The following is a 25,160-nucleotide window of genomic DNA, read 5'->3' as shown; positions in this document are numbered from 1 at the left end:
GTAATATCGGAAAAGCTTGCTACTTGATAATAGGGCACTTTTTGCTAGTGGTTAAACTATCTCTAATTATCGTTTGGCCAGAAGTTGCGTTCGGCCTGTATTACACGTTTTAATGATGGCAAATAAATCATTCGAACTTAAGATATCAATCTTTACCGTTAATGGGTCATTGTTGATTAACAGGTAAGGCGCCAATCGGCTGTCATTCATTGTTTTATTTATTTTTTGCACAGAGACTAAGTCAATGGTGCCAGAAATAGAAAAGAAAAGTGATTGAGAAGGACGGGCTGTTCCTCTGAATCGCAGAACAAGTGGGTCGGGCATGTTGTCGTCTTGAACGGACATCAGGTGCAGCACCTTGTTGTTACTTATTTTCGTTAATCCGTCGGTACGTAATACATTGTCATTCACTATCAGGTCCACCACGCTATGTTGGTAGCGATGCTCTTCTTTTGGTTGGGGCGAAGGGATACTCCATATGCCAACCAATAAAACGAATGCAGAAATGAGCGCAACGATTGGCATCATAATTGACCTCTTTCTAGGAATAGGGCCAGTTCGGTACTGGCTTGATCTAGTTGGGTTGGCGTGTAAAAGATGTTGACGGACTGGCGTGTGGCTTTGTTCAGAATAGAGAGCTCAGAATATTCCGCTTCTTCGCTAATGTACGCCACGCAATCACATTGATACTGATAGAGAATGCTTTCTAGCTCTGGCGTCATCGCCATTTCAGGGGCTTGGAAAACTTGTATTTGACCTATCCATTGCTCGTTGAGCCGGTTAATGGGGTTGATATCGCTGAGGTTTCTCTCATTAACCTTAGCAAAAGCCAATAACGCTGATGCCAACAGTAAGCAGCCAGTGGTGAAGTAGCACAACTTGTTTCGGTTTTCAGCAGTGGGAAAGTAAGCCGACGAACTTTGTTTAGGGTTAGGCTTAGGTTCGACTGCAACAGCTGCACCGATAGCAATACCGTTATTGCCGACGGGTATCAGGTTGCTCGCATCAGCAAGGGGAGTTGTGGCTGCATTATTGATGGGGGAGTCGATTACCACGCACTCATCGATAAGGCGATAGCCCACCTTAGGAACGGTGACGATTGGGGTTTCTTTGATGCCTAATCTAACGAACCCTTGGCGCAGTAAACTTATACTTTTCGCTAGTGACGTATCCCCTATGAACTCGTTTCCCCAAGCGAAGCTAATAATATCTTGTTTGTTAACAATATCGGGTGAGTTTTTATGTAATAACTCCAGGACCCGAGTTTCACGGTATCCTACTTTAATAGAACGTTCATCGTTATAAATACGGTTTTTAATCGGGTCGAATCTGATCATATAGCCAACGTTTTATTTTTATTATAATTCTCTCTACAATGTAGATGACTATAAACTGACTAATATATGAATTAAAGTCACATGTTTTATTCTTCTGGTTTTTTGTGTCGTTGAAACGAAAAGAAATTTAATATGTTTGTTACAAAACGCCTGACACCTACGCACAATCTGTTAAATATAAGTAATATCTAATTAAGTGTTGGTTTTATTAGTGTTCTTTTTAGTAGTCTTCAATCTTCTTTATTAAATCGCATAGTGGTCGATTTAATATTCTTGTTATTTATAAGGGCATATGTGCTGCATAATAATTTAAGACGTTTCGCTATGTGATGAAAATAAAAAAGCCCGCAGTTGAATGCGGGCTTGGTATTCAATCACTTCAGTTTACGCTTTAACTGCTTCACAATCATTTGAAGACGTCAACGGTTTGAAGAATAGCTTGGTTTCTTCGATAACAACGTGGCGCAGCAAGATAAGCCCGATTAGGTTCGGAATTGCCATTAGGCCGTTGACGATATCTGCCAATATCCAGATCATGTCGAGCTTCAAGAATGCACCAGAAGCCACCAACGCAATGAAGATGATCTTATAAGGTAAGACTGCTTTAGTACCCAGCAAGAAAACAACACAGCGCTCGCCGTAGTAGTTCCAGCCTAAAATCGTAGTAAACGCAAAGAAGATTAGGCCAACTGAAACCAGCATAGGGCCAAGCGTGTCTGCATTCAGACCAACAGCAAATGCATGAGTGGTCATCGCAGCACCAGAAAGGTCAGTCTGCCAAGCGCCTGTTAAGATAAGTGCCAAACCTGTCATCGTACAAATGATGATGGTGTCGAAGAAGGTACCTGTCATAGAGACAAGACCTTGTTTTACGCATGAATCTGTTTTTGCAGCCGCCGCAGCCATTGGTGCGCTACCTAAACCAGATTCATTAGAGAATACACCACGAGCAATACCAGATTGGATAGCAAGCATGATGCTCGCACCAAAGAAACCGCCTGTTGCCGCAGTATTTGTAAACGCAGAGGTAACAACAAGGGCAATGGCATTCAGTAGTTGGTCTGCATTTGAAATCAGAACGCTTAAACACGCGACGACGTACATCACCGCCATAGTAGGAACAACTTTCCCTGCTACTTTAGCGATAGATTGGATACCACCAAGGGTTACCACCGCCACCAATATCGTAAGCACGACAGCAGACATCTCACGAGAAGCGCCAAATGAGATTTCAGTTGCATCTAAGATAGCGTTAACTTGTGGGAAGGTACCAATACCGAAGCAGGCAACACCCAAAGCGAACACAGCGAACATCACCGCCAATATTCTTGAGCCAACACCGTATTGAAGATAGTACATAGGGCCGCCAACCATTTCGCCATTGCTATCGGTTCTGCGGTATTTAACAGCAAGTAGACATTCTGCGTATTTGGTCGCCATGCCAAATACAGCGGCAAGCCACATCCAGAACAGGGCACCAGGGCCACCAATCTTGATTGCGGTCGCTACACCAACGATGTTACCAGTACCAATGGTCGCTGAAAGCGCGGTACACAAAGCGGCAAAACTTGATACGTCACCCGTACCGGATTTGTCTTTGCTGAATACCATTTTTAGTGCGGTTGGGAGGTGTCTAAACTGGAGTAAGCCTAAGCGAAAAGTAAAGTAGATACCTGTACCCACTAGCAGAATAAGCAGTGGTGGTCCCCAAACGAATTGGTTGATGGTTTGTAGTGTAGCTTGTAGGTGGTTCATAGATTCCCCTTAATAAATTAAAAAATTTAAGGAGAAGAGGGAAGGCAGTGCAGATCACAGGGATCGGTAGCACTACTTAATACATACGGATTTCTAGATAGAATTCTTTTGTTAATTAAGGCTTGTTGCTTTCCACTCCTCTGTCCTTTTGCCTGAGAGTTTCACTTAGCGAATCACTTATAGATAAGTGACGGGCACTAAGCTTGCTCCTTCGGCGACCGATCTAACGGTTCTCTCCAGAGGTTCCTCCAACGACAGTCCTCACTTTTCTGGATTTCTCCAGCATAAAGCACCTGAAAGATTTACTTCTTCGGCGGGTCAATCTAACTAAATGTTAAAGTTTAGTTAAAAACCACTCTCCTGCAGTCTTCATCGGAACAATTACCTAAACAATTAGGTAATCTGTAGGCGTATCCTAGATCATATAAAATGTGATGTCAGCTACAAAATATCTGTTTGCACAAATGTTGTTCAACTAAATGATCAAACAACGAGTCTCTGACGTAACTTGCTTATTTAAATGGTATAAAATAGAGAAACAAGGAGGAGTTATGACTCGACTAATAGCGATTGTTTTTTTATTGGCTTTGGCATTTGTACTATTTCGTTACCGGACAAACGAAAAACTGCAAAAAGGGGTAGTGATAGTTATCGTTAGCAGCTTCCTTTTGTATACTGCCAGCTTGATGATTTCGGAGTTAACTCGTTAAACCTCTCTATGAGCAGTTGGGATGAACGTGTTAGCAAAAGCTTAAGTGCTTCTGACTTGAGCGATAGGTTTAACTGAACCTACACTATCAGTATTGGTATTAGTGCCAGTGACCGCGTAACGTTAAACATATTTTTGGGAGTACCCGCTAGTGAACCAGCAATCTGGACAAAGCGAACAAGATGAAGTGGTTGTTATTGAAGAGCGCGATAAACGCAGTCAGCTCTATATCGGCATTGCTGCGGTTATAGGTCTAGCTCTGGGTGGCTTAATCGGTTCTACAGTCACTGCTTCTAAGTGGGAGTCCACTTATCAGGTACTCGAAACTCGTTATCAAGAACTGCGTGATAGCAAAACAGAATTGATGACGTCGGTTGAAGCTAAGGTGGCAAAAGTTGATACCGAGATCGACGCCAAAGTCGAAGTCGCGCTAGCAAAACAAGCTGAAGAGCATCAAAAAGAGCTCCAGGAATTAGCGAAGCAGTCTTCGGTTTTAGAGAAGGCGAACTACTCGTTAGAGCAACAGCTAAATGAACAGAAGCAAACGTTAGAGCAAACTCAGCAAGACAACCAGAAACTTAATCGTCAGGCTGACATGCAATCGACTTTGTTTGAGCGTGCGCGTGAAGTTTTCCGAAAAGAATTACAGATTTCTCAAGAACTTGAAAAACTTGAGAAAGAAAGAGATCAACTCGAGCAGAATCTTGGTTCTCTTAAGAAAGCGTGTGATGTTTACTTAGATGGCACATCATGGGATGCGAAATCTGACGCGTGTGAGAAGCAAGATAACGCTAACTCTCGACTGAGCGATATCAGACAAATGATTGAAGTCCACACCATGGATCTCAAGCAGATCAAAACGCTCACTGAAGAGATGGGTTTATAAGCCGAAGGCTTTACCAACCTAACGTTAGTTTTGCACTAAATATTGAAACGCCCACATCACACACGTGATGTGGGCGTTTTGCGTTTGTCGAGAGCATAGATCCGGTGCTTTCTCATTATTGATTATTTGCGTGTTTTCATTGTTTGCTTAGATATTTGTGAATAGTTACGTATATCCACAATGATATGTTACTTGTTGTCTATTAAATGACTTTGCATACATATTTTCAGCTCAGAGTCGCTGCATAATAGTGTTGTTCAGGATGAACACGCAGTCGATTGCTAGCTCGCATTTGGCTGCTTTGACGACAAGGGATGGAGTGATGCCAGAGTATCTTTGTGAGAACTGCACCATAGCTTATTGTTTCGATGATTGTCGCTCGCCATTAGCGCAAAAAGAGATGATCAAAGTAGAAGAGTTGGTTCGTCGTGTCGATGTTGAACACGATGATGAACAGAGTGAAAAGGGTGAAAAGAGTGAGCAGGGCATTGAAGGTAGTTATTCGCCTAATCGTTCAGACATAAAAAATCCCCACAAGCCAAGCTGGTAGGGATTTTGGATAAGTTGCAGTCCTGTTCTCGCTTTCTCAAGCAAAGGGTCTTACAAAAATTTTTAGAACAGTTTCGTTTTTAGAGCTGTGTCGTTTCTTAGAATGCAGTTAGCTACTAGAGCAAAACCTCATTCCACTAAACGTTATTTCTCATACGTTTTGATTTCGCCTGATTTCACACGAGCAACAAACGATTGCAGTTCTTTCTTCACAACTGGCATCAAGAAGTACAGACCAAGAATGTTGAAGATAGACATCGCAAAGATAGCCGCATCAGAGAAGTCGATTACCGCACCAAATTGAATCGTGGCACCAATAACAACAAACACACAGAACATCACTTTGAAAATCAGCTCCGTTGTTTTGCCTTCACCAAATAGGTAAGTCCAAGCTTTAAGACCGTAGTACGACCAAGAGATCATGGTAGAAAACGCAAACATGATTACTGCGAGAGCGAGTGTGTATTTGAATACTTCTGCCGTTTCAGTAAACGATGCAGCAGTCAGCGTTACACCCGTTAAACCAGAGCCATCGAATGGACCTACGTTTAAACCAGCGATAGTGATAACCAATGCGGTCATTGTACAAATGATTACCGTATCAACGAACGGTTCTAATAGTGATACTAGACCTTCGGTGATTGGTTCTTTTGTTTTAACCGCTGAGTGAGCGATAGCTGCTGAACCTACACCTGCTTCGTTCGAGAATGTTGCACGTTTCAAGCCTTGAATTAGCGCACCAATAAATCCACCAACAACACCTTCACCAGTAAATGCACCTGTAAAGATTGCGCTGAACGCAGGGCCAACTTGATCAAGGTTAGAACCGATAACAATCAGAGCCATACCGATATACAGAGCAGCCATCCAAGGAACAACTTTTTCTGTTACCGATGCGATAGAAGGCATACCACCAACAATCACAGAGAAAACTAAAGAGGCAAGTACAAGGCCAGTGATCACACCGTATTCACTTGGTACATCAAATGCGTAAGTTAACATGGCGTGTGCTTGGTTAGCTTGGAACATGTTACCGCCGCCTAATGCGCCTAAAATACACATTAATGCGAAACCAATAGCGAGCACTTTACCTAGTCCGCCTAAACCTCTTTCACCCAGACCTTGGCTTAGGTAGTACATTGGACCACCCGAAACAACACCTGAAGGTAGGATAGTTCGGTATTTCACACCTAAGGTACACTCACAGAACTTAGAAGCCATACCCAGAAGGCCACACAAGATCATCCAGAATGTCGCGCCAGGGCCACCAATCGCAAGTGCAGCACCTACACCGGCAATGTTACCAAGCCCGACAGTACCAGAAAGCGCCGTTGTTAACGCTTGAAAGTGAGAAACCTCGCCGTCCTCTTTAGAGTTAGGATCGGTATACTTACCTTTGATAATGTCTATCGCCATGCCGACACGTTTAAATTGAACAAAGCCAAAATAAACAGTGAAGATGATCGCAGCGAGCAACAGCCAGCCAACAATCACTGGGAAGTTAGCTTCACCAATCGGTACACTTTTAAATATCAGCCCAACGAACCAACCTGTGTATTCGTTGAAAAAACCATCAACACTTTGACTTAAGTTGCTGATAGCTTGGTTAAATGATCCTTCTTCTGCAAATGCACTGGAACTAAACAATAATATAAACCCAAAAAATAATTCACGTATGTTTTTCATGGTTTTCCCTGTCTTTTTAATAAATTATGTTTGTTGCTGTTGTGTTTGTTTTCTATTTGATTTGTATATCTCAGTGGTTTATCTACTTCATTCGACGGCAACATAAACGGCTGTAGCTAGGTCGAAAAACGAAATAAATATAAGTACTGATCTTGCTTTGTATGGATATCCTTTTGGTATGTGCACCAATAAGACTATGGTATTCGGGCTACCAAGCCCTACTGATAATCCTATACATAAAAATAATGCCAACAAAGAAATTTTTACAATAAATTTACAGTTGTTCGGGTTTTGTCATCATTTGGGAATAAGTCGATGCTTTTTATGCTGAGAAAAGCATATGCAGTAGCTGCTATAGAGTCGGGTGAAGGAGAATTCAGAGTGATGGGCTGGAGGGACATAGAGGGCGCGTAGGGGATTTCGAGTATTCGATATGTTTTCGAGGTGTATAAACATTCTAAGGCTGAAAGTGTATTCGGATCTTAGGATATTAAAAAAGCCCTTTATCAGAGCTTTTATGTTCTAGCGGAAAGCATGAGTACTTTCCGCTAGAACATAAAACTAAACGGCCCGATGACTATTGCTATTGCCAACTGTGCCTTTACTGGATTTGTGGTAGAGCTTAAGTGCCAATAATGAACCCCACAACAAAACTTGTCCCCAGAGTAATGTCCATTGAGACGCCACCTCTTGCCAAGATGCACCCATCTGATTAAGTGCTAAGAAACCTTGGATAGCCGGTGTGCTTGGGAATAGCTGTGATAACAGAACTAACCATTCAGGCATCATTTCAACCGGCCAGATAAAACCTGAAGAGAAGATCAGTGGCATTGAACTGATTAACACTACTACCGTGACGAGTTCTCTTCGTGGTACTAACTCACCAATCAAAATCCCTATCAAACAACTGGCCAGTAAGAAGGGCAGAAGTAAGGTTAAGATCTGTGTTGTTGAGGCGATCTGGTTTATCCCATACATCGAAAAGCTAGCGCCGAAGTAGTACATCGACAACAAATAATAAATGCCGACCAAGGTACAACAGCGAGCAAGCATCAGTTTTGCTGGAGAGGTCTTACTCCAATAGCCAAACGTAGATTGAGCGTTTTGGGTTGCCCCAACTAAACCAGAAGCCATGGCTAAGGTTTGTTGCAGGATCAACACAAAGACGGCTGGAACTACGTAATCGATGTATCCCATGCGACTATTAAACGTTGGTTTCAGGTTCAAGCTGAATGCACTGTAGCCTTTGGCTGCCGATTCTAAAGGCACACCTTCGACTAACAAATGGCTGACCTTAACTTGCGCAGCTAACGTACCACCGGCCTTGGCAAGCCCTTCAACAATGGTTCCGTAGACCAAAAAGTAAGAAGCATCACCAGCGTAAGAAAGTGTCGGGCTCTTACCGAGCAACAAGTCTTTATAGAAATCTTCTGGAATGACAAGGAATCCGCCAATCTCTTGGTTAAGCACGGCTTGTTTCGCATCGGCGATGGTGGAGTCTCGACGGACCAATTCGATCTGAGAGGTGGCATCCACCATACGCTCTAATTGATAGCTGCTTTGACTCTTATCCAAGTTCACAACCGAAGCTTTCAGTTGTTGAGGAACTTGGTTCGCGTAAGGCAATGGATACAAGAAGGAATAGAAGACCACACCACCAAATACCGTAAGAAGCACGACAGGGTTGCGCAATACCGCTAAGAGTTCTTGCTTGAGCAGTTGAGTAAAGCTCATCGTTTTACTCCTTGTTGTGCTGATGCTTCTGGCTGTGTTGACGGCGTTGTTTTTGCAGATATAGCTGCTTTTGTAGATGGATCTGCTTGTGCAGTTAGAGTTGATTGCGCCAAGTGTTTCTTAATTAGCAACATTACCACGAAAGCAGGAACTGCATACCACAACATAGAAGAGAGGCTGATCAAAGACTGTGCTGCGCTCACACCATAACTAGACTGCGCCGTTTGTACTTCGATGTAATGACTCACGGGCAATAAGCTTCTCCAAATTTGAGCAGCTGTGTTCATGTCTGTTACTGGAAAGGTAATACCCATGAACGCAAAGCTTGGTGCCGTAAATGCGCCAGCGAAACTCATCGCCCTTGCTGGATCAAGTGTTAAGAAGAAAAACAAACAACCCATAATGATACAACTGATCACGGTTAGCAGTTGGGCAATAGTCAATGCCACAAAGCTGCCGTTAAATGGCCAGTCTAAGAGCACATAGAACCAAAAACTAAACGCGATACCAAACATCAAAAACAAGACAAGGTAGGGCGTTAATGTTGATGCGAGTGACTTCATAGGTGCGTTGGATAACCAAGCTTGAAGGCCACGTGCTCTAACGTTCGCCGTTAAAACTAATATCGTGCCGACCACAACCATGATCTGCCACAGTGCAGGAATAACTGCAGACACCAAGAACTGAGCATAACTGCTGTTCTTGTTAAACAGTGGCGTGATCTGGCTTTGCACTGTTACTGCTTGGCCTAATGCTGATTGGACTGTGGTATCACCGAGTGACAGTTGTTTAACCACTTCAAGTTGAGCGTTAAACGTACCTTGAGCTTGTAGCAGAGCCGAGTTCACTAATTTGCCGATCAAGATAAATTGGCTGTTGTAGAACACGGATACCTGCGGGTTTAAACCTAGGTAAATATCTCGGTCAAAGTGTTTAGGTATTACAACATAGCCGTAGATATCACGTTCGATCATCGCTTTTGCCGCTTCACTCGCTGAGCTGTATTTCTGAGTGACTTGCAGTGTTGGTGAAGCATCAACAAGGCGTGTGAACTGTTGCGAGATTTGACTGTGCTCAAGGTCGACAACTGCGACCGGTAAGTCACGAGCGATCCCTTGTGAAAAAATCAGCCAGATACTGGCAGCAAGCAGCAAAGGAATCCAAGTTAGGCAAGACAACAACCATTTGTCTTTGCGGACAATCGCCCACTGCCGAAGCAAGGTATTCTTCGCTCTATGATGCTCAGTTGATTGCGAGCCTCTAGATTGCGATCCAGTATATTGAGAGTTAGCAGACATAAGTCACCTAAAGCTCAACCACTAGGCTCATGCCCATACGCAGTGTTTCGCTCGTATCGACAGGGTGCGCTTCTACTTCAAAAGTACGTAAATCGAAGCCTTGTGCTGCGTCTGTTGAGCGCCAAGTTGCGAAATCACCCATTACGGCGATGTGAGTTACTTGGAAAGTTAATGATTTATCCAGAGCCGGTAGGTACGCCTCAAACTGGCTGCCTTTCTCGAAATGCTTAAGCATGTCTTCACGAACATTGAGCACAGCCCAAGCATCCTTGGTGTCGATAACAGTCACAACAGGGAAGCCTTGTGGTGCAAGTTCTCCACTGCTCAATAGAACCTGAGAGACTTCGCCATTAAACCAGCTGTGGATCTGTGTGTCTTTTGCGTAAGCTTCAACTTCCGCTACCGCACCCGCTGCCATTAACGCTTTTTGAGCGGCGGCCACTTTGGTTTCGTCACGCGCACCTTCTTGCGCTAATTGATACATTTGGAATGCAGCGCTTTCGGTGTACTTCGCCGCTTGCCACTGTGTTTTGGCTTCATCACGCTTCTGCTCGGCAACCACACCATCGTTGTAAAGGTTGTTTACACGTTTGTAGGTTTTGTCCATCAGATCGGCAGCTGCTTTGGCTTTCAACCATTGGTCTTTAGCCGCTTGGATCTGTTGAGTACGCGCGCCATTCTCTGCTTCTTGTGCTAATGCACCAGCGGCTTTCTGACCAGCTTTTGCTTGCTCTAGCTTCGCATCAATCTCAGGGCTTAGTAGAGAGAAGATCAATTCGCCTTTTTCAACCGAATCGCCTTTGCGCACGAATATTTCATCAATTCTGCCAGGTACTTTCGATGAGATGCTGTATTGCTGCACATCGATTTGACCTTGAAGCTTAACCGGCTGAGGTTGATAAGCTTGATAGAAACTGTATCCGACCCAGCCAATAACGCCGATACCAACTAAAGATAGAAGAAGGGGCTTAATAGGTTTCATGAATTATCCTTTTGACTGGCTAACGGTGTCTGTTTTTGAGTCGAAATCAGACGGAACAGAGGAGGTTAAGTAACTGGAGTAAGCATTCATTTCGCTGGTTAGCGCTAACAGCTTGTTGAGAGAGATTAGGTATTTGAAGCGAGCAGCAGATTGCTGGGTTTTAATGCTCGCAAGATAAAGCTCGGCATCAACCACTTCTAATGAGTTAGATAACCCTTGTGTGAAGGCTTTTTTACGAAGTAATAGGTTTTCCTGAGCTAAAGACAAGCTCGAGTTTAGGCCTTGAACCTCTTCAATGGCTTGGTTTGCTTCAAGGTAAGTCTTTTGTACCAACACGGTTAAGTCTTGCTTAGCTTGTGACTTAAGGAATTGAACCTGTGATACGGCACTGTGAGCCGCAGCGACTTTGTCGGAACGGCCAGAGGTATCAAGCAGTGGCACATTCACACCAATGCCAACCAACCAATCGGGTTTCATTTCACTGGCTAGAGAGTCATCTTCATACAGGCTGTAATCACCATAAAGGTAAACCTCTGGGTAGTATTTACCTTTCTCGGCTTTAATTAAGCTGCTTGCTTGTTTCTCTTTTGCATCAAGAATCTTAAGGCCGGGGTAGGTCATGAGTGTCTGGTCAATGAACACGTCCATATGAGGCAGGTTCTTATTGATAAACAGTTGTTCAGAGGGTTCTACACTTTCATTTTGACCAAGGATTTGGGTCAACGCCAATTGCGCAATTTTAAGATCGTTCTGAGCTTTCGTGCGCTCTACAATCGCTTTATCTAAAGAAGCATCGGCTTGTAGGCGTTCTACTCGGGCGATTTGTCCTTGCTGTTCAAGCTTGATGGCGAAATCACGATGCTGAGTTAAGCCTGCTTCAACGGCTTGACGCGTTCTCACCACGTCTTCCGCTAAGATCACCGAGAAGTAATACTTACTTAAGTCTTCGTAGCGAGCTTGTTTCTCCATCAACAGTTGGCTTTGCGCTTCTTCGCTTTTACCTTCAGCCGCATTTTGCGCAGCGGTTATTCGACCACCAGTGAAGATAGGCCACACAGCACGAATGGAAGAGCTAAAGATGTCTTGTTCGGTAATCGTTGAGGTAACGCCACCAACTAGAGGGCGCAAAATCGCGGATATAGCAGGGTTTACTCCACTCAAGCTATCTGAAAACTGTTCACCATTAATCGTCACATCACTATCAAGGTGCGTGTAGTTAGCCCCTAAGGTAATAGAAGGAAGATTGAGGCTACTTGTTGAGTTCTGAAGGTGTTGATAACGTTCAACGTTGGCTTGTTGAGCCGCAAGAGAGTTGTTGTTTTCTTGCAATATTTGCCACGCTTCAGAAAAAGTGAGCGGAGCTGCATAGCCTGGCGAAGCCATAGTGCCGAGAAGCATACTGGCGATCGCAAGGTATCGGAATTTTGGTTTGGTCATCTGCATTAAATACCAATTAGAGTATTAACTCTAATGTTAACAGGGCGATAGTCATTTGTCTTGAATAGATTGTCTCATATGAATAGAAATTTTCATAACTCGTTAATCAAGTGTAAATAAGATTGAGTGACGTGAATATCAAAGATAAATGAAACTTAAAAAGCACGCATAAGCGTGCTCTTTAAGTTCAGTATAGAAGTGTTTTTACAAAATGAAGTGGCTTATTTAAAGCTAGGACAATGGTGATCGGCGCGCCATACCAATTGTCTTGAACCTTGCATTGTTTGTAATAAATCTCTCCCTGACATTTGCGGGAATGCTAACAATACCTTGAGATCGAGTGGGGAGGTGCCATCTTTCTCATAGGCTCTTACGTGAGTAAAAGTCGATTGTAAGTGTTTGAACAGCATAGTCTTAGTTAGACAAATTCCAAAGTTATCGCGTTTCATTGCCTTGTTTCCTTTTCAACAATGTTTATACGTTATGTTTGTTATCCTGTTTCTATTGGACGTTGCCACTGATCGATACTTCCTGCTCATCAATGTTTTATTATTGGGTGATGCTTTTATCAGTCACCTCTTCGTTGTCTGGCTAGCCGAGTTTGAAATAGCGATGGATGAATAGGGGAGAATACTTAATCCGTTTGTTCATCATTCGTAACGGCGAGCGTGCAACTTTTAGTTATAGATACGTCCAGCGAGCGAAGGGTTGTTGCTATTTTGTTAATCGAAGTTTCGATTCAAAGCGCGGTCTGAAAATCATGACCTATGGCTTAGCAACAATAAACTTCTTCATATGCAACAATTATAATTGTATTTATTTTAAACAACCTAAAAAACACCTAAAATCTTAGTGATCTAGCTCAATATTTATTCGTTTATTTTGGTTTTTAAGCTAATCAGTCCTAAAAATGAACGATTAATCGAGATGAACAACGTAAAGGATTATCAATTAACAATCTGCTCAATTATTTAGTTGAGTAGCAGTCACAAATTCACGTCCCTAGAAAGGTCATGCGATTAACTTGGTGTTAACATTGATCGTCTAACACTAGGGACGGTGGAATATGAAATGGAGCAGTATCAGTTTCCGTAAAAGGTTACTGATTATCATGACGGTCACTGGCCTCGTTGAACTTTTGATTCTTGCAGCGGCTGGTTTTTACTACATCAAACAATCTCAAGAACAAGAGATGGGTTTGAAAGCGTTAGGTGTTGCTGAATTTCTATCTGAATCGCCGCTTGTCACCAGCATTATTCAAGAAAATGGAACGTTGGACCCTAATGGCGTTCCCTACGTTTTGTCTGAAGAAACCCAAGTTAAATTTCGTAACCTTACTCAGCTCATTGGCGCGGCGTTTATCGTTGTTGGAGATGATAAAGGTATCCGCCTGATTCACCCTTATGATGACAGGCTCGGTAAACCCATGCGTGGTGGCGATAACCAAAAAGCATTGGTATTGGGCGAGTCTTATGTGTCGACAGCCAAAGGATCGCTGGGTTTTTCAGTTCGTGGTAAATCCGCGGTAAAAGACACCCAAGGTACCGTTATTGGTGTGGTGTCAGTTGGTTACTTATTGGATTCGTTGCAAGATCGAATCGAACCTTACTTAGCCTTTTTGATTGTGATGGCGTTGCTGGTGGTTGCGGTCAACGCTTTGATTTCGAGTTATGTATCTCGCCGTTTTCAACGCGCTATTTTGGGCTTTGAGCCTGAAGAGATAGGCCGGTTGTATGTTGAGCTAGATGTAACCATGAGTACTGTGAAAGAGGGCATTCTGAGTATCGATAAGCACGGCATTTTGCGTTCTATTAATAAGAGTGCCTGCGATATTTTATCGATAGACAGGGATAAAGCACTCAATCAACAGCGCCTTTCTGATGTATTGCCAGGCAGTGATTTAGAACAACTGCTATCAACGGGCGACACCGACCACGATGTAGAGTTGTATTTGAACAATAAGCGAATCATTGCTAACCGTAGCCCGATTATAGTGGCAGGTGAGGTGGTCGGGGCGGTATCGAGTTTCCGATTACGAGATGAAATCAACGATTTAACCGACCAGCTCTCACAAACCAAAGAGTATGCAGATCTACTGCGTTCACAAACCCATGAACATCAAAACAAGCTCAATACCATTAGTGGCTTGATCCAGATGGGCGAGTTGGATTCAGTCCAGCAACTGATTGGCCAAGAAACCGCGCACTATCAAAGCTTGATCGAGTTCTTGCGTGAAACCGTTAAAGACCCGCTCATCGCAGGTATGCTCCTTGGGAAAACGGAACGCGCGCGAGAAATTGGTTTAGAGCTTAAAGTTGAAGAAGGCTCAAGGCTTGAAGTTCTGCCTAGCTGGTTAAACGCGGATGACGTTGTCACCATTCTTGGCAACCTGATTGATAACGCCTTTGATGCCACGATGACGGCGATTAAGCAAGAGGGTCAAATTGCGCCAGCGCGTCGGGTTATTGAAGTTTCAATTAGTGATTTTGGTAATGAAATTATCGTAGAAGTAGAAGACAAAGGGTGCGGTTTGCCGAAAGAGTTGGCAACCAAAGCACTTACCGAAAAAGGCGTATCGAGCAAAGCGAAGCAAAATCGTGGTGTGGGTTTGTATCTGATAAAGCAGCTGGCAGACCGATATCAAGGGCAGCTTGAAATGGTCGACAACCACGATTTTGGCACGCGAATGACGGTTTATCTGCCAAAAGAAGAACAATAATTAAGCACGAAACGATCTTGCGAAGATCATCGTGACGGAAAAAGCATGGTTAAAGGAAGAACATAAATGAACGCAATCACGAGAGTCATGGTCATTGAAGATGATATTGCGATTGCAGAGCTACACCATCGTTATTTAGAACAGATGGGTGGCTTTGACGTGGTCGGCATTGCCACCACACAGTCTGAAGCGCTCATGCAACTGGACATCTTAAAACCTGATTTGGTGTTATTGGACGTGTACCTGCCGGACGGGTGTGGGCTCGATATTCTTAATCACGTAAGAGGGAGCAATCAAGGCTGCGACGTTATCTTGATTACTGCTGCTCGGGATGTGGATACGCTGCAGCAGGCAATGCGCGGGGGAGTGGTGGATTACCTATTAAAACCAGTCATGTTTCCTCGTTTGGAAGCAGCACTGAAGAAGTATCAGTCACAGTTACAAGAGTTCGAAAGCGTGTCTGATTTGAACCAAGGTTTGGTTGATAAGATGCTGCAAGCCAATGCCAAAGCGGACTCAGGAAAAGTATCAACCTTGCCCAAAGGAATTGATGGCGTAACGTTGGATAAGATCAGAGCCATTTTTCAGCAAGCTGATGCCGTTAATATTACCGCCGATGAAGCCGGAGAACGAATTGGTGCTAGCCGAACCACCGCTCGACGCTATTTGGAATTCCTTATCACGACTGGCGAGTTAGTGGCTGACTTAAATTACGGGTCAGTAGGTCGCCCAGAACGCTGCTACAATAAAGCTAGAAGATAGATTTAGCGACAACAAGTCACAAAGATAAACGCGATGCTATCAAATAAATATAAAGCCAGTTGAGTAAGCTGGTTTTACCTTTTTCTCCCTTTCCTATTGCTCACTCCACCGACCAGATACCGTTCTTTCTTGACTACACTGTTTGAGAATGCCGATTTGCTTCACCCGTGGGTTAAATGAACGGAACTATCGATTAGAATTTGTTCGAAATGAGTCAATATTTAATCGATTGCTTTCACAGTGGTTGATGTAAATCAAATAGTCATAGACAATACTGTCCCGAATAGAGGTGATAGCTTTCACCCTCGTTTACCAAACGCATTCTCAAATTTAATAGGCGCTTACTATTGATGTAATAGTTAAGACCTATTATCTATTTTCGTATGTCGCTGATACCTTTGGCGAATACTAAAAACCTTGTTTTTATAGGAAAGATGATGGTAATACCTGAAAACAGCAGCATCGTTATTTTTGGTGCGTCGGGAGATCTAACTTACCGCAAGTTAATTCCTGCTCTATACCACCTGTATGCTAGCAATCAACTACCAGAATCCTTTGCGATTCTTGGAGTGAGCCGTACTGAGTACAGCGATGAGTCTTACCGTGAGAAGCTGAAGAAGTCTCTTCAGGAAATGGAAAAAACTGAACCAGAGACGCTGAATGCATTTATTGAACATCTGCATTACCAAGCGATCAATACTTCAGATGTAGACGACTATGCTCGTTTAGCACAACGTCTAGACAAGCTTGAGCAAGACTACCAATTCGAAAACCATAACACATTGTTCTACTTGGCAACCCCGCCAAGCCTATACGGTGTGATTCCAGCAAACCTTGCTGCGCATGGCCTTAACGATGAATCGAACGGCTGGCGTCGTCTGATCATCGAAAAACCATTTGGTTACGACTTAGCATCAGCTCAAGCGTTGGATGAAGAGATCCATCATCACTTCCAAGAACACCAGATCTACCGTATCGACCATTACCTTGGTAAAGAGACGGTTCAAAACCTTCTAGTGCTTCGTTTCTCAAACGCGATGTTTGAACCACTGTGGAACCGTAACTTCATTGAATACGTTGAAATCACAGGTGCTGAGTTCCTTGGCGTTGAAGAGCGTGGCGGATACTACGACGGTTCTGGCGCAGTTCGCGACATGTTCCAAAACCACCTGCTGCAAGTGCTAGCGATGGTAGGTATGGAGCCGCCTGCACAAATTAACGCTGATTCTATTCGTGATGAAGTGGTTAAAGTGCTTCAGTGTCTGAAACCATTAGAAGAAGATGATCTGCGTAAAGACTTAGTATTAGGTCAGTACACAGCATCAGATGTTCGTGGTCAGCACCTACTAGGTTACCGTGAAGAGCATGGTGTAGCGGATGATTCTCGTACCGAGACTTACATCGGCTTGAAAGCTCACATCAATAACTGGCGTTGGAATGGTGTTCCTTTCTACGTACGTACAGGTAAACGCTTACCAACACGTGTGACTGAAATCGTGATTCACTTTAAGAACACGCCACACCCAGTATTTGGTCAAGATGCACCAGAGAACAAGCTGATTATCCGCATCCAACCGGATGAAGGTATTCAGATGAGCTTTGGTTTGAAAGAGCCAGGCGCAGGCTTCAAAGCAAAAGAAGTGAAAATGAACTTCTCTTACTCTGACTTGCCTGAAACTCAGATGCTGACGGCTTATGAGCGTCTTCTTCTTGATGCACTGAACGGTGATGCGACTCTGTTTGCACGTACCGATGCGGTAGAAGCATGTTGGAAGTACGTTCAACCAATCTTAGACTTCAAGCAAGATCCTCAAGCACTGTTTGGCTATGCTTGTGGTACTTGGGGCCCACAGGAAGCAGATGAACTTCTGCAACGTGATGGCCGCGCATGGCGTTTCCCATGCAAAAACTTAACAGACACGGATTACTGCGAACTATGATCAATCACAAGATCTTTGCAACGCCTGAACTGGTTGTTGAAAACCTAGCAAATGAAATGAAAGCATACAGCGAGCAGGGCAAACCTGTTCACATTTCACTGTCTGGTGGCAGCACGCCAAAAATGCTTTTCAAACTTTTAGCACAGGCGCCATACGCGGAAGGTATTCAATGGAATAACCTTCACTTCTGGTGGGGCGACGAACGTTGCGTTGTACCAGACGACGCTGAAAGCAATTTCGGTGAAGCAAACGCGCTCTTATTTTCAAAACTAAAAGAGTTTACTCAAGTAAACCTTCCTGCTGAAAACATCCACCGCATCCGTGGTGAAGATGAACCAAAAGCAGAAGCAGAGCGTTTCGCAAAAGAGATGGCTGACGTAATCCCAACAGAAAACGGCACGCCTGTATTCGATTGGATTCTGCTTGGTGTTGGCGCAGACGGCCACACAGCTTCACTATTCCCAGGTGCAACCAACTACCAAGATGAGAACCTATCTGTATTAGCTTCTCACCCTGAGTCTGGTCAAATCCGTGTTTCTAAAACAGCGAAAGTTTTAGAAGCAGCAAAACGAATCAGCTACCTAGTACTGGGTGCAGGTAAAGTTGAGATCGTTAAAGAAATTCATACAACTCCTGCTTCAGAACTGCCTTACCCGGCAGCGAAAATCCAGTCTAAAACTGGCGAAACAGAGTGGTTCCTAGATTCAAATGCAGCAAGTGCTATCGCATAAGTGCGAATAGCCGCAAGGAGATAAAATAATGAAAGGTGATATCGGTGTAATTGGCCTAGCAGTAATGGGTCAGAACCTTATCCTAAACATGAACGACCACGGCTTCAAAGTTGTGGCTCATAACCGTACTGCTGCTAAAGTAGACGAGTTCCTAGAAGGCCCAGCTAAAGGTACTAACATTGTTGGTGCTTACTCTCTAGAAGAGCTAGTTGAGAAGCTAGAAGCGCCACGTAAAGTGATGCTTATGGTTCGTGCTGGTGACGTTGTAGACACGTTCATCGAAAACCTAATCCCACTTCTAGACGAAGGCGACATCATCATTGATGGTGGTAACACTAACTACCCAGACACTAACCGTCGTGTAGCGCATTGTCGTGAGAAAGGCATCCACTTCATCGGTACTGGTGTATCTGGTGGTGAAGAAGGTGCTCGTTTCGGTCCTTCAATCATGCCAGGTGGTGCGGCTGAAGCTTGGGAAGCGGTTAAGCCAATCTTCCAAGGTATCTCGGCAAAAACTGACGCTGGTGAGCCTTGCTGTGACTGGGTTGGTAACGACGGTGCTGGTCACTTCGTTAAGATGGTACACAACGGCATCGAATACGGTGACATGCAGCTTATCACTGAAGCATACCAGTTCATGAAAGATGGCCTAGGTATGTCTGCTGACGAGATGCAAGCAGTATTCGCTGACTGGAACAAGACTGAGCTAGACAGCTACCTAGTTGAAATCACTGCTGACATCCTTGGCTACAAAGATGAAGACGGTGAAGCGCTAGTTGAGAAGATCCTAGACACTGCAGGCCAAAAAGGTACGGGTAAGTGGACGGGTATCAACGCACTAGACCTAGGTATCCCACTGACTCTAATCTCTGAGTCTGTATTCTCTCGTTGCCTGTCTGCTCTTAAAGACCAACGTGTTGAAGCTGAAGCTTTGTTTGAGAAGACAATCACTCCAGTTGAAGGCGACAAGCAAGAGTGGGTTGATGCACTACGTCAAGCTCTACTGGCTTCTAAGATCATCTCTTACGCTCAAGGTTTCATGCTAATGCGTGAAGCGTCGAACGAAAACGGCTGGGACCTAAACTACGGTAACGTAGCGCTAATGTGGCGTGGTGGTTGTATCATCCGTTCTGCATTCCTAGGCAACATACGTGATGCGTACGAAGCAAACCCAGACATCGCGTTCCTAGGTTCTGACGAGTACTTCAAAAACATCCTACAAGGCAGCCTAGTGGCATGGCGTAAAGTAGCAGCGAAATCTCTAGAGTCTGGTATCCCAATGCCATGTACGATTTCTGCGCTATCTTTCCTAGACGGTTACACAACTGCACGTCTACCAGCGAACCTGCTTCAAGCTCAACGTGACTACTTCGGTGCTCACACTTACGAGCGTACTGACCGTCCACGTGGTGAATTCTTCCACACAAACTGGACTGGTACAGGCGGCGATACTGCTTCTACAACTTACGACGTATAATCGTTAGTTAGAATCAGCTAAGAACTTTGTTGTTCTTATTAGCTGTAAACTAGAAAACAAAAGGATGCCAACTGGCATCCTTTTTTGTTGGTTCTGCAAGAGAGTCACAGACAGCAAATTTAATACAACCCGTTAAGCGAGCGCAGCTTGTGGACTTTGCATATCACTGTATTGCTCTCGTATCGACATGAAGTAATCAAGGTTTTGCTTCAGCGCAGAGACGCACTCTGGATCAAACATCAACCCTGTATGCGCTTCAATGTAGTCCATTACCTTAGATGCTGACCATGCGTGTTTGTAAGCTCGTTTACTCAGTAAAGCATCGAACACATCCGCTAGCGTTACAATTCTTGCCTCCAGTGGAATCGCTTCTCCAACGAGCGCATCTGGCAACCCTGAGCCATCAAACCGTTCATGATGGTGACGTACAATATTCTTGATGAACTGAACTTCTTCGCTACACATTGAGCTGTGGTGGGAAAGGGCAACCACGTCATCAATCATCTCTTCGCCATATATCGTGTGATTGTTCATGATGTTTCTTTCTTCTTCCGAAAAACGCTCAGTACTGAAGAGCACTTTGTCTGGGATTCGGTACTTCCCTATGTCGTGAAACGGGGCATACAAGCGAATGCGGTGAACGAATTGGTGGGTAATCTCATTGTTACTGTGCGAAAGCGTACGTGCGAGCTGTTCGCTGTATTTTCCCATGCGAATCAGATGCTCTTTGGTTTCAGGATCGCGTGCGTGCCCCATGTTTAGGGCGATGGCTAATGAGGACTGAAATTGTCTCTGGCGTTCGAAGAGTTGCACAAACAGGTTCGAAATCGCTTGGGTGAGGTAGGCGATGTCGCTTTGTATTGTCTGCTTAGCAAAAAAGTCAGTGCATGAGGCGTTGATGAAAACGAACCCAAGGTTACTCTCTTGGTAGTGGATTGGAGTGATATAGCTACTTTGGTGACCAAGCTCGAGTAGATGAGAGATTTGTTTAGTCGGATTCATCAAAGAGAGGTCATCAACAATTCTTGTTTCCAATGATTCAGCCAGACGACTCAACGCAGAGTTGGGTTTGATCTCCTGTTCGATGTAATGATGCTTGGCGTTTTGGCACAGTGAATCCGATCAAAATAATTCGATGCTTTATTTTCACTGCACAGCACCACGGATAGCCGAGATAATATGGGGTAGTGTTCACGAGCTAGCTGGAAGAGAGCATCGACTATGGCGACGATGTCTTTGTCTTGGGCCACTGCTCTACTGAAATGGGAGTAGTCAAACATGTGGCAAGCCAACCTTTAATTATAATTATGCCACTGTTTAATCGGGCTTTTTACCGTTTCGATATTCAATAAAACCATAGCACTGTGTTATTAAAATGTAATACTGCGTACTGAAAAACTTTAATGTCATCACTAAATATATGGCTTTTGCATACGGTTACCGTAGGTTTTGTTAAGTTAAACCAGTCTCATAATCTTTAAGGGGAAATTTTGTTCACAGAATGTCTTAGTCTGTATAGCGAGCTAAGGTAGGGTGTTAAGTGACCAATTCGAAATTAATTTCAAAGATAAATAGGATAACGAGTATGCTTTATGCCATCATAAAGGCATAAATAAGGGCAATGGATGTAATGCCCAAGTGATTGAGCTAGAAATGGTCAGTGATGACGGTGTTCTAGAGTAAATTCAAGGCCTTTAGTTGCCTTGAAAAAGGTAATGTTATGACTGAAGAAGAAAGAATCGAACTGCAACAAAATAACCCGCTACACGGCTTAAAGCTTGAAACCATGATCACTGAATTAGTGGATCATTATGGTTGGGAAATTTTAGATGCGGCAATGCGTATGAACTGCTTTAACACTAAGCCTACAGTGGCAAGCGCAGTTAAATACCTGAAGAAAACCGAATGGGCTCGTGAGAAGGTTGAAAACTTCTACCTTTACCGTTTCAAGCGCATGCCTAAAGCATCGGACATCGAATACCAGATGCCTCCGCGTTCACGTACATTCCGCCATGGGCTAGAGCCTCGTGAGCCAATGGAACTAACGGTTGAGTCTATCCACGCTTCTCAAGCTAAAGCTGCGTCTGCATTTAAAGAGCGCCGCGGCGGTAACGGTCGTAACTTCCGTCGTTAACAAGAAGACGTCGCTAGAAAGAACCGTCGCTAAATAAGGCGTCGGCGATTAGCACGGCTAATTAGATAAGCGAAAAACACAAAAGGAGCCTATGAGCTCCTTTTTTAATTCGTTCGATTAAACCGTAATTGGCTAAGCTTCGCGGTTCTTTCTTTGATTCTTCCAAAGATCGGTGACATAAACGATCGCACTGACCAGTAAGAATAGCGCTGACACAGAAAACAGAGCGGGCATTTTTAAGATCCACGCGAATGTGGCAGCAAGAAAAGCGACAAAGCAAATGAGTCGACTTGATGACATGACATGACCGAGTTTAGTGTTCATAACGCCTCCTAATGAAGTCTCACTTTCGACAGGAGAATTATCCCACCTTTGGCAAAATAAAGGCTAAAAAACAGTCTAAATTGTTATCAAATTTGCTAATTGAAGGACTCGTCTCACACATTTTGGCTTGGCTATTTTATAAGCAATAAAATAGCGGAATCGGTATGAGAAGGGTGTAGTCTCTTTGCTTAATCTTTCCAGTTGCAAGCCTTATTGACCGAACGTCTAATTAGCATAGAAAAAGTAAGCGGTGATTAAGAAACTCGCGATGATCACTGTATTACGAACATATTGTTGTGGGATGCGGCGAGAGACTTTTGCTGAATAATAACCACCAACCAATGTACCCAATAATACAGCCATGCCAGACGGCCAATTAATCGAACCATTTACGATAAAAAACACGATCGCTGCGAGGGAAGCACACGCGGACACGAGCAGTTTGATGCCATTCATCACGTTGATGTTGGTGTAACCAGCCAGCGCCAAATAGCTCAATGTCACAATGCCCAAACCTGCATTAAAATACCCACCGTAGATACAGACAATCAAAAGTAATAAAGCGGAAAAGAATGCGCCTGCGCTAGTGGCGTGCTTATGTTTTGCTGTAGCTTGTTTAAGCCATTTATTGAGCGTGCCGCCAAACGTGAAAAGCAGAGCAGCATACAGCAACAGCCAAGGGACAGATTGAGTGAACAGAGCTTCTGGTGTGTGCAGCAGTAAAAATGCCCCGATACCACCGCCAATCACACATAAAGCTATAGTCAGTTTTAGCTGCTTAGTACCAGATTGAATTTCGTGGCGCAGAGCGTAGGCTCCGCTAATGTATCCTGCACACGAAGCAAAGGTATTGGTCGCGTTGGCTGCTATTGGTGGAACGCCAGCAAATAACAAAGCAGGGAAAGTGATGAAGCTGCCGCCACCCGCAATGGAGTTAAGCACACCGCCAACCACCCCTGATAAGAATAGAATCAACCAATCCATAGTTTTAGAATCCAATACGTTAACTAACTGGTTACCTTACTTGAATTTGTTATGAATATCAGCGCCATGTGTGTTGTAAAGATAGGTTTGTGAGTTTGCTACCATCTTTAACCGCTGGTTTTAATTGAGGCTTTAAATGAAAAAAGGAGCCAATGGCTCCTTTCGTTGAGGTTTAGTTGATTCGATAAAGCTTTACACTTCTACTGGCTTCGCTCTAAAACTCTTAAATAGTTTCACTAGAATCGGGCTAGACAGCACCAATACCGCCAGAATAGTGAAGGTCATCGTAATAGGGCGTTCCCATAAGAAGTTCAACTCACCATCGCTGATCATCAATGCTCGTCTTAAGTTCTCTTCCATCAAGCCGCCCAATATGAAGCCTAACAGTAATGGTGCCAATGGGAAGTTGGCTAGCCTTAATGCTATCGCAGCCATCGCTACCAGTAGCATCACAAATACGTCCATCGTGTTGAATGACACCAAGTACACGCCAGTGATTGAGAAGAAGATAATCATTGGCAGTAGAACCGTTCTAGGTACCGCTAGCAGTTTAGAAATATAAGGGATTAAAGGCAGGTTCAAGATAACCAGTACGATGTTGCCAAAGTACATAGAGATGATGACTGACCAAAATACATCTGGGTGTTCAACGAACAAGCGAGGACCAGGCTGAATACCGTAGGCAATCAATGCACCAAGCATAATCGCAGTTGTACCAGAGCCCGGAATACCCAGCGTTAGTAGCGGAACGAATGAACCACTTGAAGCGGCGTTGTTTGCTGATTCAGGAGCAACAAGACCACGGATACTGCCTTTACCGAACTCTTTCTGCTTGTCTTTTGGCGCGAGGCTACGCTCCATACCGTAACTTAGGAATGCCGCAATAGTGGCACCTGCGCCCGGTAGAACACCGGTAAAGAAACCGAGAATAGAAGATCGAATTGAAACTGGTGCCACTTCTTTGAACTCTTCTTTGGTGACCTTCATGCTACCAATATCCGACATCTTTTGGCTTTCTTCCGCGCTGGTGTCTTGCTCTGGTTTTAGAATACCCATTAAAGTCTCACCTAAAGCGAAGGTTGCCATAGCAAGAAGTAGGAAACTAAAGCCATCCATCAGGTCTGTTAGACCAAACGTGAAACGCTCAACACCAACGCCTTTGTCGATGCCAACAGTAGACAGCATCAAACCAAGAATGGTCATCATCCATGCCTTGATTACCTGACCTGGGCCCGCAAACGCCGCTACTGCCGATAAACCTAACAACATCAATGCGAAGTAGTCTGAAGACTGGAAGCTCAATGACACGCTGGCTAAAGCCGGAGCCGCAATCAAAAGCATGATTGCCGAAAGTGTGCCACCAGTGAAAGAAGAGTAAGCCGCGAGTGCAAGTGCTTTACCCGCTTGGCCTTTTTGTGCCATCGGGTAGCCATCAAATGCGGTTACTACCGTTGAAGAACAACCTGGAGCGTTGATTAATATTGATGACGTCGAGCCACCAAATACAGCGCCATAGTACACACCAGCCATCAAGATTAGGCCAGAAGAAGGGTCTAGGCCGTATGTAATCGGGATCATCAACGCGATTGCTGAAATTGGACCGAGTCCCGGTAGCATCCCAATAAAGGTACCAACAAAACAGCCAACAATTACCATCATGATGTTCATTGGCATCACGGCGGTCGAAAGTCCTTGTAAAATTCCGTCTAACATAAT

General features: G+C 44.1%; 20 protein-coding genes, 1 pseudogene and 1 riboswitch. Of the genes and pseudogenes, 8 read left to right on the top strand and 13 right to left on the bottom strand.

Annotation, left to right across the window (positions count from 1 at the left end; all coding sequences use genetic code 11):
• Window positions 1–66: 66 nt before the first annotated feature.
• The 3 genes from AB4351_RS13495 to AB4351_RS13485 form a co-directional block, all read right to left on the bottom strand.
• Window positions 67–528, bottom strand: a complete 462-nt coding sequence (locus tag AB4351_RS13495) for a hypothetical protein (RefSeq protein WP_017059728.1) — start codon at window positions 526–528, stop codon at window positions 67–69.
• The gene (locus AB4351_RS13490; protein ID WP_137002350.1) at window positions 525–1,337 is read right to left on the bottom strand and encodes a winged helix-turn-helix domain-containing protein; all 813 of its coding nucleotides are present in this window, start codon (window positions 1,335–1,337) and stop codon (window positions 525–527) included. Before AB4351_RS13490 ends, AB4351_RS13495 begins: the two co-directional genes overlap by 4 nt.
• Before the next feature lie 384 nt (window positions 1,338–1,721).
• The gene (locus AB4351_RS13485; protein ID WP_372126269.1) at window positions 1,722–3,092 is read right to left on the bottom strand and encodes an alanine/glycine:cation symporter family protein; all 1,371 of its coding nucleotides are present in this window, start codon (window positions 3,090–3,092) and stop codon (window positions 1,722–1,724) included.
• Between the two features lie 130 nt (window positions 3,093–3,222).
• Window positions 3,223–3,342, bottom strand: a riboswitch (glycine riboswitch).
• Window positions 3,343–3,952: 610 nt separating this feature from the next.
• Between AB4351_RS13485 and AB4351_RS13480 the strand changes: the two genes are divergently transcribed.
• Both AB4351_RS13480 and AB4351_RS13475 read left to right on the top strand, forming a co-directional pair.
• A complete protein-coding gene (locus AB4351_RS13480; protein ID WP_372126267.1) occupies window positions 3,953–4,687 on the top strand; it encodes a chromosome partitioning protein ParA in 735 nt (244 codons plus the stop codon).
• A gap of 322 nt (window positions 4,688–5,009) precedes the next feature.
• The gene (locus AB4351_RS13475) at window positions 5,010–5,237 is read left to right on the top strand and encodes a hypothetical protein (RefSeq protein WP_065584878.1); all 228 of its coding nucleotides are present in this window, start codon (window positions 5,010–5,012) and stop codon (window positions 5,235–5,237) included.
• 143 nt (window positions 5,238–5,380) lie between these two features.
• On the opposite strand, the gene AB4351_RS13470 is transcribed toward AB4351_RS13475, so the two are convergent.
• From AB4351_RS13470 to AB4351_RS13445, 6 genes are all read right to left on the bottom strand, one after another.
• The gene (locus AB4351_RS13470; protein ID WP_017059723.1) at window positions 5,381–6,922 is read right to left on the bottom strand and encodes a sodium:alanine symporter family protein; all 1,542 of its coding nucleotides are present in this window, start codon (window positions 6,920–6,922) and stop codon (window positions 5,381–5,383) included.
• A gap of 561 nt (window positions 6,923–7,483) precedes the next feature.
• Window positions 7,484–8,656 carry an ABC transporter permease gene (locus AB4351_RS13465; protein ID WP_372083198.1) on the bottom strand — a complete coding sequence of 391 codons (1,173 nt, stop codon included), beginning with the start codon at window positions 8,654–8,656 and terminating at the stop codon, window positions 7,484–7,486.
• On the bottom strand, window positions 8,653–9,954 hold the full coding sequence (locus AB4351_RS13460) for an ABC transporter permease (protein ID WP_372126265.1): 1,302 nt from the start codon (window positions 9,952–9,954) through the stop codon (window positions 8,653–8,655). The genes AB4351_RS13465 and AB4351_RS13460 overlap by 4 nt, the downstream gene beginning before the upstream one ends.
• A gap of 7 nt (window positions 9,955–9,961) precedes the next feature.
• Window positions 9,962–10,936 (bottom strand): HlyD family secretion protein, encoded by a 975-nt coding sequence (locus AB4351_RS13455; RefSeq protein ID WP_372126263.1) that lies wholly within the window; start codon window positions 10,934–10,936, stop codon window positions 9,962–9,964.
• Between the two features lie 3 nt (window positions 10,937–10,939).
• Entirely contained in the window at window positions 10,940–12,379 is a 1,440-nt protein-coding gene (locus AB4351_RS13450) for a TolC family protein (RefSeq protein WP_017063805.1), read from the bottom strand.
• Between the two features lie 215 nt (window positions 12,380–12,594).
• Entirely contained in the window at window positions 12,595–12,822 is a 228-nt protein-coding gene (locus AB4351_RS13445; RefSeq protein ID WP_009846577.1) for a hypothetical protein, read from the bottom strand.
• A 662-nt stretch (window positions 12,823–13,484) separates the two neighbouring features.
• Here AB4351_RS13445 and AB4351_RS13440 point away from each other — a divergent pair.
• The 5 genes from AB4351_RS13440 (at window position 13,485) to gnd (ending at window position 20,002) form a co-directional block, all read left to right on the top strand.
• Window positions 13,485–15,092 (top strand): ATP-binding protein, encoded by a 1,608-nt coding sequence (locus tag AB4351_RS13440; RefSeq protein WP_372126277.1) that lies wholly within the window; start codon window positions 13,485–13,487, stop codon window positions 15,090–15,092.
• Window positions 15,093–15,158: 66 nt separating this feature from the next.
• The gene (locus AB4351_RS13435) at window positions 15,159–15,854 is read left to right on the top strand and encodes a response regulator (protein ID WP_136982892.1); all 696 of its coding nucleotides are present in this window, start codon (window positions 15,159–15,161) and stop codon (window positions 15,852–15,854) included.
• Window positions 15,855–16,291: 437 nt separating this feature from the next.
• Window positions 16,292–17,794 carry a glucose-6-phosphate dehydrogenase gene (zwf, locus tag AB4351_RS13430; protein WP_017059714.1) on the top strand — a complete coding sequence of 501 codons (1,503 nt, stop codon included), beginning with the start codon at window positions 16,292–16,294 and terminating at the stop codon, window positions 17,792–17,794.
• Complete coding sequence (gene pgl, locus AB4351_RS13425) at window positions 17,791–18,525, top strand: 6-phosphogluconolactonase (RefSeq protein ID WP_017066266.1); 735 nt, start codon at window positions 17,791–17,793, stop codon at window positions 18,523–18,525. The genes zwf and pgl overlap by 4 nt, the downstream gene beginning before the upstream one ends.
• A 28-nt stretch (window positions 18,526–18,553) precedes the next feature.
• Window positions 18,554–20,002, top strand: a complete 1,449-nt coding sequence (gene gnd / locus AB4351_RS13420) for a decarboxylating NADP(+)-dependent phosphogluconate dehydrogenase (protein ID WP_017059712.1) — start codon at window positions 18,554–18,556, stop codon at window positions 20,000–20,002.
• A 132-nt stretch (window positions 20,003–20,134) separates the two neighbouring features.
• On the opposite strand, the pseudogene AB4351_RS13415 reads toward gnd, so the two are convergent.
• Window positions 20,135–21,294, bottom strand: a pseudogene (locus AB4351_RS13415) (HD-GYP domain-containing protein).
• 428 nt (window positions 21,295–21,722) lie between these two features.
• Here AB4351_RS13415 and AB4351_RS13410 point away from each other — a divergent pair.
• Window positions 21,723–22,136, top strand: a complete 414-nt coding sequence (locus tag AB4351_RS13410; protein ID WP_010438513.1) for a VF530 family DNA-binding protein — start codon at window positions 21,723–21,725, stop codon at window positions 22,134–22,136.
• Between the two features lie 132 nt (window positions 22,137–22,268).
• On the opposite strand, the gene AB4351_RS13405 is transcribed toward AB4351_RS13410, so the two are convergent.
• From AB4351_RS13405 to AB4351_RS13395, 3 genes are all read right to left on the bottom strand, one after another.
• Window positions 22,269–22,460: a hypothetical protein gene (locus AB4351_RS13405; protein ID WP_017059711.1), complete on the bottom strand. Its 192-nt coding sequence runs from the start codon at window positions 22,458–22,460 to the stop codon at window positions 22,269–22,271.
• Window positions 22,461–22,685: 225 nt separating this feature from the next.
• A complete protein-coding gene (locus tag AB4351_RS13400) occupies window positions 22,686–23,444 on the bottom strand; it encodes a sulfite exporter TauE/SafE family protein (protein ID WP_372073951.1) in 759 nt (252 codons plus the stop codon).
• Between the two features lie 192 nt (window positions 23,445–23,636).
• Entirely contained in the window at window positions 23,637–25,157 is a 1,521-nt protein-coding gene (locus AB4351_RS13395) for a tripartite tricarboxylate transporter permease (RefSeq protein WP_012603793.1), read from the bottom strand.
• Window positions 25,158–25,160 lie beyond the last annotated feature (3 nt).

This window comes from Vibrio sp. 10N.261.51.F11 (assembly GCF_041471665.1).
Lineage (GTDB): Bacteria > Pseudomonadota > Gammaproteobacteria > Enterobacterales > Vibrionaceae > Vibrio > Vibrio crassostreae_C.
The sequence above is the reverse complement of the archived record's forward strand: the minus strand, read 5'-3'. Positions and strand labels throughout refer to the sequence as shown.